This is a genomic window from Clostridium sp. UBA5988 (assembly GCF_002435615.1).
GTDB lineage: Bacteria > Bacillota > Clostridia > Clostridiales > Clostridiaceae > Clostridium_J > Clostridium_J sulfidigenes.
This window is the reverse complement of record NZ_DJBA01000028.1, coordinates 1-13029: the sequence shown is the minus strand read 5'-3', so window position 1 is coordinate 13029 and position 13029 is coordinate 1. Positions and strand designations below refer to the sequence as shown.

The 13029-nt window shown below is 30.5% G+C and carries 12 protein-coding genes; all 12 read right to left on the bottom strand.

What is annotated here, in order from left to right; genetic code table 11:
• Positions 1 to 23: 23 nt before the first annotated feature.
• Positions 24 to 1574: a citrate lyase subunit alpha gene (gene citF, locus B3J31_RS06790; RefSeq protein WP_346867964.1), complete on the bottom strand. Its 1551-nt coding sequence runs from the start codon at positions 1572 to 1574 to the stop codon at positions 24 to 26.
• Positions 1567 to 2475, bottom strand: coding sequence for an aldolase/citrate lyase family protein (locus tag B3J31_RS06785; protein ID WP_346867965.1), 909 nt, complete (start codon positions 2473 to 2475; stop codon positions 1567 to 1569). The genes citF and B3J31_RS06785 overlap by 8 nt, the downstream gene beginning before the upstream one ends.
• A 12-nt stretch (positions 2476 to 2487) precedes the next feature.
• The gene (citD, locus tag B3J31_RS06780; RefSeq protein ID WP_346867966.1) at positions 2488 to 2772 is read right to left on the bottom strand and encodes a citrate lyase acyl carrier protein; all 285 of its coding nucleotides are present in this window, start codon (positions 2770 to 2772) and stop codon (positions 2488 to 2490) included.
• 241 nt (positions 2773 to 3013) lie between these two features.
• Positions 3014 to 3685: an FCD domain-containing protein gene (locus B3J31_RS06775; protein ID WP_150842464.1), complete on the bottom strand. Its 672-nt coding sequence runs from the start codon at positions 3683 to 3685 to the stop codon at positions 3014 to 3016.
• A gap of 222 nt (positions 3686 to 3907) precedes the next feature.
• Positions 3908 to 4711, bottom strand: coding sequence for a polysaccharide deacetylase family protein (locus B3J31_RS06770; RefSeq protein WP_346873798.1), 804 nt, complete (start codon positions 4709 to 4711; stop codon positions 3908 to 3910).
• A gap of 150 nt (positions 4712 to 4861) precedes the next feature.
• Positions 4862 to 5632, bottom strand: coding sequence for a copper homeostasis protein CutC (locus B3J31_RS06765; RefSeq protein ID WP_150842462.1), 771 nt, complete (start codon positions 5630 to 5632; stop codon positions 4862 to 4864).
• Between the two features lie 111 nt (positions 5633 to 5743).
• The gene (locus tag B3J31_RS06760) at positions 5744 to 6769 is read right to left on the bottom strand and encodes an asparaginase (RefSeq protein WP_346873797.1); all 1026 of its coding nucleotides are present in this window, start codon (positions 6767 to 6769) and stop codon (positions 5744 to 5746) included.
• A 153-nt stretch (positions 6770 to 6922) separates the two neighbouring features.
• On the bottom strand, positions 6923 to 8311 hold the full coding sequence (locus B3J31_RS06755) for an MATE family efflux transporter (protein ID WP_346867970.1): 1389 nt from the start codon (positions 8309 to 8311) through the stop codon (positions 6923 to 6925).
• 186 nt (positions 8312 to 8497) lie between these two features.
• Positions 8498 to 10006 (bottom strand): DUF1846 domain-containing protein, encoded by a 1509-nt coding sequence (locus B3J31_RS06750; protein WP_150842459.1) that lies wholly within the window; start codon positions 10004 to 10006, stop codon positions 8498 to 8500.
• A 132-nt stretch (positions 10007 to 10138) separates the two neighbouring features.
• Positions 10139 to 11206 carry a nitronate monooxygenase gene (locus B3J31_RS06745; RefSeq protein ID WP_346867971.1) on the bottom strand — a complete coding sequence of 356 codons (1068 nt, stop codon included), beginning with the start codon at positions 11204 to 11206 and terminating at the stop codon, positions 10139 to 10141.
• Positions 11207 to 11444: 238 nt separating this feature from the next.
• Positions 11445 to 12101: a zinc dependent phospholipase C family protein gene (locus B3J31_RS06740; protein ID WP_346867972.1), complete on the bottom strand. Its 657-nt coding sequence runs from the start codon at positions 12099 to 12101 to the stop codon at positions 11445 to 11447.
• Positions 12102 to 12120: 19 nt separating this feature from the next.
• Positions 12121 to 12795 carry a hypothetical protein gene (locus tag B3J31_RS06735; RefSeq protein WP_346867973.1) on the bottom strand — a complete coding sequence of 225 codons (675 nt, stop codon included), beginning with the start codon at positions 12793 to 12795 and terminating at the stop codon, positions 12121 to 12123.
• Between the last annotated feature and the right edge of the window lie 234 nt (positions 12796 to 13029).

Below are 13029 nucleotides of genomic sequence, written 5' to 3'. Positions count from 1 at the left end.
TCAAATAAGAGATAATATTTAGATTACTTTTTAAGCTTTTTAACTACATCTATAATACTTCCATCTCTGTATTCAATTACTGCTACTACATCATCAGAGAACTCTAATTCCTTAGGAACTCCTATTAGCTTAACAGCAATTTTTCTTAATTCTTCCATAGTTATTAATGGAAGGCCTGCCTTCTTAAACTTGTTGATTAAATCTTGTCTTCTTGGATTTACGGTTACACCATAATCTGTAACAACTACATCTACTGTACTACCTGGCGTAACAATAGTAGTTACTTTTTCAATTATAGTTGCAATTCTTCCTCTTGTAAGAGGTGCTACTAAAATTGATATTTCAGCATTAGCTGCTGTGTCACTATGTCCACCTGATGCTGCTCTAATAACTCCATCAGAGCCAGAAATAACATTAACATTAAAATCAGTATCTATTTCTAATGCACTTAGGACAACAAAATCTAATTTGTTAACTGCAGCTGATTTATTAAATGGATTAGCATAAAAATCTGCACTAACTTCTATATGTTTTTCATTTTTTCCAATAGACTCTGCAGCTTTTAAATCAAAGCATTGGACATCAAATAGTGTATCGCAAAGCCCCTCTTCTAAAAGGTCTACCATAGGTCCTGTAATTCCACCTAGGGCATAACTTAATTTAATGTCTCTTTTCTTTAATTCTTCTTTAACAAAACGAGTAACTGCTAGAGATGCTCCACCACTGCCTGTTTGCATAGAAAATCCATCTACAAATCTTCCTGATGCAAGCATTACATCAAGTACTCTTTTTGCCATTAAAAGCTCTTTAGGATTTGATGTAAATCTAGTTGCTCCAGACATTATCCCCTTTGAATCACCAATTTCATCAACTACAACTACATAGTCAACTTTAGTTTGAGGAATGCTCTGTGGGAAGTTGGGATAATCAACTAAAGTATCTGTTACTACAACTACCTTATTAGCATACTCTGCATCTACCTTTGCATATCCCAAAGATCCACATATGGATTTCCCTTTTACACCGTTGGCATTTCCCATGCAGTCAGCAGATGGAGCTGCTATAAATGCTACATCTATTTTTAAATCTCCTTCTACAATAGCCCTAGCTCTTCCACCATGAGAACGAATAACTGCTGGATTCTCACCTAGAATTCCTTCAGATATTGCAGCCGCAAGTTTTCCTCTAAGACCACTGCTTTCAATTCTATTTACAACACCATTTTCTATATGTGCTACAAGTCCATCATGAGCACTTGTTAAAGAACTTGATGCTACTCTTAAATTTTTAATACCCATTTCTGCTAATGTATCTACTACCATCATTAAAAGCTTATCTCCAGCTCTAAAGTGATGATGGAAAGAAATAGTCATCCCATCTTTAATATCACATTTTTCTATAGCAACTTTTATAGATTCTACTACTTTAGTTCTTTTTACTTGCTCTTTTAAATTTTCACTATCACTTTCAACCATAGTTCCCTTTGGTTGATTAATAAAGGGAGCTTCATAAACCATTCTATTCTCATATCCTGGTATGCTATTTAATAATTCTTTGCTTATTCTATTATTCATTATCTTCACCTCCAACTAAAACCCCCGCTGCTTTAGCAAGTTCTAAAACTCTTTGAGCTCTCTCTATAATTGGTTTATCTACCATTTTACCGTCTACAGTAAATACTCCCTTATTTTCACGTAAAGCTTCTGCTGTAGCATCCACTATCTTTTTAGCTTTAACTATTTCTTTTTCACTAGGAGTATATACATTGTGTATAAGCTCAACTTGTCTTGGGTGAATTAATGACTTACCGCCAAATCCCATTCTCTTAATAAGATTAGCTTCTTTCAGGAATCCTTCATCGTTATTTACATCTGAATAAACGGTATCTAACACTTCGAGTCCACAAGCTCTTCCTGCCATAGCAATCATTCCTCTTGCCACATAAAGCTCATCTCCCTCTGGAGTTCTTGTTGTCTTCATACTAGTTACAAAATCCTCACCACTTAAAGCCATACCTATTAACCTTTTAGTTGGAGATTTTGCTATTTCAAAGGCATGCATAACTCCTAAAGCCGATTCAATGGCTACCATTATCTTTGTTGAACCAATTTCTCTTCCACAAGCCTTCTCTATTTTTTCTATTTCTCTATCTACAGTCATAACATCTTCTACAGTTTCAGTTTTAGGAATTCTTACAACTTCAACCCCACCTGTAACTATTGCTGCTAAATCTTCTTGCCAAAATTCTGTATCTAAACCATTGATACGAACCACCGTTTCTATACCCAGTTCTTTATAGTAATCTCCTAGATTTTTTAACATATTGTGAACTAAAAATCTTGCAGAATCCTTTTCTGATATAGCAATTGCATCTTCTAAGTCAAACATTACTGAATCAGGTTTGTATATGTGTACATCTCTTATGATTCCTGGATTATTTCCAGGAACAAATAGCATCGAACGTCTTAGTTTCATCTTAATCTCCCCTTACATCCATTTATATTCCTTATTTTCAGCTGATCTATGAACTGCAGTCTGAACTCTACTTTTTATTACAGGGTTGATTGCACCTTTATCATTAGCAAACACCTTTGCATTTTCTACTCCCAAGGATTTAAGAGTTTCTTTGATAACTGCTTCTATTTCCTCTCCAAATTGTGCTTTAACAGTACTTTCTAGAGTAATTTCTATTCCAGCAGTTGAGGGTTCAATTATAATTTGAATATCACTGGATTCCAATGTGCCAGCACTAGCTACTGTTTTAAGTTCCATATTTACGCCTCCTGATTAAAAATATTCAATAGTTTTGTATCCCTTTTCATACTTTATAAACGAATTGTATACATCTTGTTTATAGTGTATACAATTCGTTTATAAAAATCAATAGAAAATTGAATATTTTTTTAAAAATTTTCGTAATTTTAAACTTGCTATAAAGCATAAAAAAAGAATTGTTAATACAATTTTAGTATTAACAATTCTTTATGTTTTATAGATAATCGTTTATAAACTACTATTTAACCACTGCATTTTGAAAAGATTTTTTAGCACGTGTAACATGATCTCTTGCTCTTTCTTCAGCAAGTTGCTCATCTCCAACTTCTATAGCATCTACAATTTCTATATGCTCTTTAAGTGCATCTAATTTCCTTTCTTTTGTCATTAAACTAATCTTTCTTAGGCTCTGTAAGTATTCATATATATATTCCATTTGTGATATTAGCCTTTTATTATGACAAGCATCTAAAATTATTTTATTAAATCTATTGTGAACTTCTACATATTCCTTTTCTTCATTAGTATCAATAAGTTTTTTCATATTTTCTATGATTTCTCTCAATTCTCTTATTTCAATTCGAGAAATATGCATACATGCTCCCCTTACTGCAAGGCCCTCTAAAACTTCGCGAATATCATATATCTCTATAGCATCCTCAATACAAATCCCCTTGACTATAGTGCCTTTTCTAGGGATATTCACAGCCAAGCCTTCACTTTCTAACTGTCTTAGTGCCTCTCTAACTGGGGTTCTACTGACACCCATAGCTGTAGCAATATTATTTTCTATCAATCTATCTCCCGGGTTTATATCTCCTGTAAATATAGCTGTTCGAAGCTCTTTAAGAACTATTTCTCTTATAGATTTTTCTTTTCCATCATCTAAATTCTTTAAAATACTACTCATAAATATCTACATCCTTAATAAAATAATTTGTGACTATACTACACATACTTTATTTTAATTATAAATTTTCATTACAAATAAAATCATTCCAATTAATATTTTAACTATACAAAAATATTAATTATATACATAAATATTACATACCTTTAACCCTTTGTCAAATTAAATCAAGTATAATACTTATGCATGTAAAGTAATTATTATTTTTAAAGGATTAGATTCTTAATTTGAAGCATCCGTTTGCTTTGGTTGATTATATTTATTAATCTGTCTTTGATTCAAAAGGTGAGATAATTCTTCCTCAGATATATCTCCAAAATTCTTAAATTCGTAGTCATTATCCTTAAAATATTTTATTATATAAGGAAGCGCCTTAGGTGTTGTAGAATTTGAGGCCCCATCATGCATGAGTACTATAGCAGTATTGGGATCTATAAAAGTTTTTTTAAGCTCCTTTTTAAAGGTAGATAAAAGTTTTTCTACAGGCACATTTGTAGAAAGAGCATCCTCAATAGATATATTCCAATCCACATAGTACAATCCCTCATCACATAATTCATTTCTAATAGCTCTAACAGTTCCCTTATCTCCAATGGTAGTGCTAGACCCTCCAGGCATTCTCATGAATTTTGAAGGTTCATGACCAAGGACATCTGTTATAGCTTTATTAGCTTTATTATAATCTTCTAAATATTCTTCCTTACTTGAATAGATGCAGTTCTTATGATTATAAGTATGTATACATATTTCATGCCCTTGTCCTTCAACTTGCTTTAATATATCAGAATTTTCTTTAGCTAGTTCTCCTATAACAAAAAATGTAGCTTTAACATTTTCTTCTTCTAAAATCTTCAGTATCTTTAAAGTATTATTGGTAGGTCCATCATCAAAAGTTAGATATACTACTTTTTTTAAGTATTCCTTGTCAGTAGATTCCATATCGTCTTCAGCTAAAGCTAAATTGAAAGTATAAAATATACATATAAGTATAAGCACAACTACAGAAGAATATTTTAGTTTCCTCATTACTAATCCTCCTTATATAAATAGTTAATTATCTTAATATATATTGTGCTCTTATTTATAAAGGTATACTATTATTTTAAAGGTTAAATTAACAAAAAGAGGTTGTCTCAAATTTAATATGAAACAACCTTTATTAAAAATAATTTTTATCTATTTTATACAATTAGCTTTAGTAATAGTTTTTATATTCTCACACATTTCTTTTAAATATTCGTAATTAGCTATATCATAGTCAATCTCTTTTGGATTTAGAGGACTTCCAAAGTAAACTTCTGGATTGCATTGGGTTGATTTATCTTTTCTTCTAGTAAAAGAAGCTACATGAAGCTGATTAAACTTCATATTTTCGATCATCCATTTTACATTATGAGGTCTTACCCCCCCTGGAAGTATTTCAATTTTTCCCTTACTATACTTTATCAACTCTTTTAAAAATTCTGCTCCATCTTCTACTGTGTTTTTTTGTCCCTTAGTAAGAATTCTTTTTATACCTAAATCATCTAAAGTATCCAATACTTTAAAGGGGTCTTTCACTACATCAAAGGCACGATGGAATATAGCTTCTCTATCTCCTATAATATCCATAAACCTTTTGCATAATTCTACATCAAGAGTACCATCTTCCCGTAATGCTCCAAATACTATACCATCAGCACCAGCTTTAATTGCTGCTTTCATATCTCGTTCCATGGTTTTAATTTCATATTCAGAATAACAAAATCCAGCTCCTCTCGGTCTTATCATTACCATAATAGGAATATCTACTAATTTTTTAGCTTCTTCAATAGTACCTATTGATGGGGTTATTCCCCCCAAAAACATATTTGAATTTAACTCTACCCTATGGGCTCCAGCTTTTTTAGCTATTATAACATCTTCTAGTGAACCACAACATATCTCTACTAAAACATTTTCTTTCATTATTAATTACCTCCATCTCAACCTTTTAATATGTAATATACTTCCTGCAAATAATTACATATTAATATATAACTATCTAAGTAATCTTAATATTAGAAATAGGTTGATCTGCTATAGCTTAAATCTTACAATACTTTCTCCTACTTCTTTATTATTATCATTAACAATAACCCTTGGAAATACCCTTTTTAGTCTATCTATAGTATCTTTATTTTTATAATTAATCTGCTCTAATATAGATGCTACAATTAGCGGCCATTCCTCTTCTGATCCATCTATTATCTTAATTGAAAATCCAAGTCTTTCATCTCTAAGTCCAAAACAATATACTCCTTTTGCTCCACCCTTTGCCACTATATTATTATCCATTAATAGTAATGAGCATATTAAATCAGTACCGGAAACCATCTCATAATTTTCATTCATTAATTTAGTAAGCTTTATTACTGCATCTCGTGTTAACCCATCCGTAATAGTGTTAGGACATGCCATCTTCATATAAGCCATGGCTAAATTTTTCATAGGCATTGCAAATACAGGAACTCCACATCCATCTGTACCAATTTTTATCTGTTCTCTTGGATATTCAGACATCATTGAAATATGAGAAAGAATTTCCTGTTGTGCTGGGCTATTAATATTCCAATATTCCCTTTTATCACAGTTCATATCAGTGCATAAAGTTAAAATTCCCATATGTTTTCCTGAACAGTTGTGATAAATTCGCCTCTTTTCTCCACCATTTCTTAGTACTTCTTCTTTAGCATTCATTGATAATGGATATGTAGGTAAACATATAAGTTCATCTTCAGCTATCTGGACTTTATCCATTATAGATTCTAATGCCGTAACATGAAATAGTTCTGCCCTATGAGAGCCAGTCATAACTGTAATTTCTTTATCACTAAGATTATACTTTGTATCAATGCCTCTCTTTATTAATGGAATAGCTTGTATTGGTTTTGCTGATGATCTCATATAAGTTACAAATTCAGGATCACCTATAGAGTAAACAACCTGTCCATCTTCATTTACACAACATATATATCCTCTATGTACACATTCTAAAAGTTCTCCCCTATATTCTTCAACTAAAATCTCATCCATAATAACATTCATTCCTTTCGCCGTGCTCAATGCACAAAATTTTATGAAAATGATTAACTTCTAAAACACTATCAATAATATAGATAAGTATAAAACAATAATATATATTAAATACACATAGGATAATTATTTATCCCATGTGTATTTTTTAACATTAATTCTGATTTCATCCCATAGATTCCTTTAATTTGCCTCTTTCAATTCTCTGCAATCCTTATGATGAATTATATTTTTCTCCCAGGCTCCTTTGCGATACATTATATATCCAAAAATACATATTATAAGATTACTAAAACTCATAGAAAACCATATACCTACAGAACCTATGTTAGTAAAGTTTTTAAATATTAATATCATAGGAAGTCTCACAAACCAAAGTCTTCCCACTTCCATCTCCATAGAATATCTAGTATGACCAGATCCCTGAAATACACCCTGCAATACACTGAATATACCCATAAGTGGCATAGACCATGCTATATATTGTAAATATGTTATACCCTCTGAAATTACCATCATGTCGTCCTTAGACTGCATAAAGAAACCTATAATTTGTTTATCAAAAGCTAATAAGACAATTAACCCTAAAGCTGAGAAACCTATGGTAAGCTTTATAGCCTTTGCAAAGGCTTCCTTAGCTCTTTTTAATTGGTTACACCCTAGGTTTTGACCTATAATAGACGTAAGAGCTGCTCCAATTCCCATAGCCGGTTGACTCACAAGAGATGTAATTCTATTTACCATAGCAAAAGCTGCTAGTGTAGCTGTGCCATAGGATACTATAAAGCCATTTAAAGCCATAAATCCTAAGGCTGAACCAGATTGTCCAATAGATGATGGTAGAGCAACTGATATGATTTTCTTAATTATTTCCCCATTAAATCTAAAGTTCCTAAAAGAAGGTCTTACCTTAGATGATTTTCTCATTAATACATAAATTCCAGCTGTTGCTAAAATAGCCTTTGACAATAGAGTTGCTATAGCTGCTCCTGCGATTCCCATATTAAATGTAAATATAAATATTGGATCTAAAATCATATTAAAAACTGCACTAATTGCACTAAGAACAGTTGGAAATACTGTATTTCCCTCTGCATTCATTATGGAGTTAAAATTAAAAAATAAAAACATAAAAGGCATATCTAAGAAGGTAATTCTTAAATATATTATACTATTTCTTGCGAGTTCCCCTGTCCCTCCCATTATTCTTACAACAAAGGGAGATATTATATATCCTACTATAGCAAATAGTATTGAAGATAAAAAAGATACTACAATAAGTTGACTTGCATACTTATTAGCTTCTTCATATTTATCAGCTCCAATAAATTGTGAAATTATAGATGTACCAGCTATAGATAAACCCATTCCGATAGATATAAATAAAAAATTAACTGGCCAAACAAACCCTGTAGCTGCAAATTCTACTGATCCAATTTTACTTACCCATAAACCATCAACTAAATTATATAGTGTTTGTATTAAATTATTTATCATAATAGGAATTGCTAAGACACCTATTACTTTGTATAAGTTATCATTCAAAATAAAATTTCTTTTATTCTTAACCATGTTCCCTCCTAAATCACATTTAAATTTCTAATTACTACTATATATATTATATACCATAGATACTATAAATTTCTATAAAAAACTTAGGATGTCGAAATATATTTTTTTCTAAATAAAACAGTGTATATTTCATGATTTTAAATTCATCATCATATACACTGTTCATTTATCTTTATTTATACTATTTTACATATTATAAAATAAATTTTGTGAAGGATACTCAGCATCACAAGTAACATCTATTCCCAGTTTTCTAAATATTTGCTCGTCACCAGTACTTAGAATAGTAGTAGAGTGAGCTTGACACCCTTTAAGCTTTATAAGCTTTTCTAAAGCAACTTGAGCCATAGGATTAGTTGCGGCACAAATGCTAAGGGCAATCAGTATTTCTTCTGAATTTAAAGATGTATTATTACTTCCTAAAGCATTGGTTTTCAAACTTTTTATAGGCTCTAATACCACTGGTGAAATTAAATGAATCTCATCAGATATGTTAGCTAGGTACTTTACTGCATTTAAAATAGCTGCTGAAGATGCATCCATTAGTTCTGAACTTCTACCTGTTAAAACAGTACCATCTTCAAGTTCTAGCGCTACTACAGGGCAGGCATCATTTTTGTTTGCTTCTAATTTAAGCTTACTAGAATATTCTCTAGCAGGAATGACTACTTTTCTATCCTCTGGTTTAAGATTTAAACTTTCCATAATTATTTTAATTCTTTGGAAAACCTCTGCATCTACATATCCTTTTTTATATTCAACACTAGTTTTAAAGTATCTTCTAATTATCTCCTGTATAGAAGCTTCCTTAACAACTTCATCATCAGTAATTCCAAATCCTACTCTATTAACTCCCATATCTGTTGGTGATTTATATATAGATTCTTTTCCAGTTATCTTCTCAATAATCCTCTTTATAACTGGGAACATCTCAATATCTCTATTATAGTTTACTGCAACCTCATTGTATGCATCAAAGTGAAAAGAGTCTATCATATTTACATCTTTAAGATCAACAGTAGCTGCTTCATAGGCAATATTTAAAGGATGTTTCAAAGGCACATTCCATACAGGGAAAGTTTCAAATTTAGAATATCCAACTGCATTACCTCTTTTATTCTCATGGTATAATTGATTTAAACAAGTAGCTAATTTTCCACTTCCTGGTCCTGGTGCTGTTACTACTACTATAGGCTTAGTAGTTTCTATATATGGATTCCTTCCATAGCCCTCATCACTTACGATAGTATCAACCTCTGTAGGATAACCTTTAATAGCTTCATGCTTATAAACTTTAATACCTCTACGTTCCAATTTATTTATAAAAATATTAGTAGCTGGTTGACCACTATATCGAGTTATAACCACACTATTTACCTGTAAATCATATCCTCTAAGATCATCAATTAATCTTAGTACATCCATGTCATATGTAATTCCAAAATCGCCTCTTATCTTATTTCTTTCAATATCACCGGCATATACACATATAATTATTTCTGCCTTTTCTCTAAGCTTATGAAGTAACTTTATTTTTGCATTTTCATCAAAGCCTGGCAAAACTCTTTTAGCATGCATATCAAATAAAAGTTTTCCCCCAAACTCTAGATAAAGTTTATCATAATTATTAACTCTCTCTAAAATATATTTTGATTGTTCTTCCAGATATTTTTCGTGATCAAATCCAATTTTCATCTTTACACCTCATCCTAATAATAAAACATACATATTATTATTACATATTTTCATCATTAGTAAAACCTAAATTAAAAATTTTTAATTTTTTTGTTAATTCTAAATTTAATCTTTATAATTTATTTCTGGATTTTATGCTTTTAAAATTTCTGCTTTTAACTCCTCCATTAATTCCTTTACTGTAACTATACTTTTTATCCTATGGGCATTGTCTCCACAAAACACTAAAGCTTCATCCATATTTCCCTTAACACCATTTATTAGTGCTTCACTAATGCAATAAGGAGTTTCTTTTGGATTACAGTGAGATATACATCTATAGCATTTTTCCACCTTCAATTTTCCTTTAAAAGTATTCTCTACAAAGGGATTACATATAGCTCTTCCTGGTAACCCTACAGGACTATCTACTATAACTATATCCTCTTCTTTTGAATCAACATAAGCCTTCTTAAAATTTTCTGATGCATCACATTCTACTGTTGCTACAAATCTAGTTGCCATTTGAACTCCATCCGCTCCTAGTTTTAAGTATTTAGCTATGTCTTTTCCATCATATATACCTCCAGCCACTACTACTGGAATTTCCTTATTATACTTTTCTCCATAAATTTTAGTTTCATTAATTATATCTACTACTTCTTTATCAAAGTCTTCTTCAGTCATATTTATATTTTCCTTTTTAAATCCTAAATGCCCTCCTGCTCTTGGTCCTTCGACTATAACCATGTCAGGGGCTACTTTATCATGTCTATCCCAAAGCTTCATAATAACTTTAGCTGACTTTAAAGAAGATACTATTGGTGCAATCTTTACTGAAAACCCTTTGATTAATTTTGGTAATTCCATTGGTATTCCAGCTCCTGAAATAATAATATCCGCACCACCTTCTATGGCTGCCTTAACATGCTCTTTATAATTATTCATAGCAACCATTATATTAACTCCTATAACTCCTCCATCAGTAGCTTTTTTTGCTAATAAAATTTGATTTTTTAAAGCTCTAATGTTAGCCGCCAAATTATTACTTTCAAAGTCATCTTCATCATATCCTACTTGCGCTGCAGATATAACTCCTATTCCTCCTTCATTAGTTACTGCCGATGCAAGTTTTGATCTAGAAACTCCTATTCCCATTCCACCTTGAATTATAGGCATAGGTACATATATATTTCCTATCTTAAGACCTTTTATATTCATAAAAACACTACCTTTCAAATTAAGATATTTTACTTTGAATTTCAAATACTTTGACAATCAAAGTTTATTTTTATTATAAGCCATTTTAATAATTGATGCAATAAGTATCCTTACTGAATATATATAATTAACTCATTCTTCATAAAAAATTTGCTCTTATATTCATAAAGGAATGCAAAAATAAAAGAACTATAACATAAAATCATATGTATAGTTCTTATCCCTTATATATCTTACTTTATTTGTATTCAATTTTCCCTTTTAAAATACTAAATATCTTTTTAGAAGTCTCATCAATAAACTTATCCATTTCTTCTTCATTAAGATATATAAAATTTTCCTTAGTCTCTTCATTATCTCCTAAATAATATTCTGTTATATACTTAACTTGCTTCATTAAGGCCCCTTTAGGAAAATAGTCTATATAATCCGGTACCTCTACTATATTTTTGAATATAGTATGAAAAATAAAATTAGGATTTTTTTCTAAATATAAAAAATCTAATCCATACCAATCTTTTTTTATGGTCCAGATAAAACCTGCATCCTCTTTTAATTTTTTATTATATAGAGCATTATTCTTTTTTTCATTGAAAAACTTAGACCATTCAATATCTGTAAGCAAGTGTATATAATATCCAAGGACATAAGCATATTTTGAATATTCCATGAAATTATTTTTTATATACTTATCAAAAAACCTCTCTGCATCTATATTATTTTCTTCATTAATCCAATGAGTAATTTTTTTTGGTGGATTGAAGCTACTCCAATCTTCATTGGGAACTCCAGAATCTGGACCAACATTTCCAAGTATAAATGCTATAGAATCTAAATCATCCATATTCTTTAATATATTTTCTGCAATTCTAAGATGAGCTATCCAAGTTGCCATTAAACTCCTCCTTCTTGTACTATCCTATGACCTCTTGTTCATTAACTATAGTTTTTTTAGACTTTTTGGCTATAGCCATCATAAGACCTAAAGCTATTGATAAGAAAGCCGAAGCAACTACTCTATACTGTGGTGGCATTAAAAATACAAGGGTATGACATGGAATCCAGAAAAATGGAATTGTTTTTAACATACTAAACCCTATGAGCATATTAAAATCAACTTCTTTAACCAAATCATTTATAGTTACCTTTTTCATACCTCTGTATTTAACATCAATATATAAATCACTAAATTTATGAAATAAAAACATAAATGGTGCAAAAGTAATATTCATCATAACACTTGTTAAAAATGCATGTCCAAATTTTGAACCATGGAAAGGTAATCTGCCTATGTTTTGTGCAGCCAACACTCCTTCTGAATATAATGTAAAGGCTAAAGTTATCATCATTCCAACGATTCCCCATATAATTGCTTTAAAAATTATTCCTTTAGTCTTTTGCCACTGTCCATATAAAATTCTAGCTCCTAACATATCTCCCATGGTAGCTAAAACAAAGAATTTTAAAAAGCCACTTATATATGGATATGCTTGTGTCATAGCCATAAATACTTCTCTAGTAGCTGGAACTACTAAAACTACAGCCCATAAAAGTAATAAACCTCCCCATAAGTAATCCCCTAATTTCATTTGATTATTCTCTCCTTTTCTACTGTATCTTTTAAAATTTGCTATTTAATAAATATTATAACGTTTTCAATTCCATTTATCTACAATAAATTTTGATTTTTCAGAAACTTTTTATAAGTTGAAAATTTAGCTTAATTATGTTACCATATTATTACTTTATATACATATTTTGTGCATTGTTCCATTGAAATATATTTAATTCTTTAATATAAACACCACTTTACAAGAAAATTA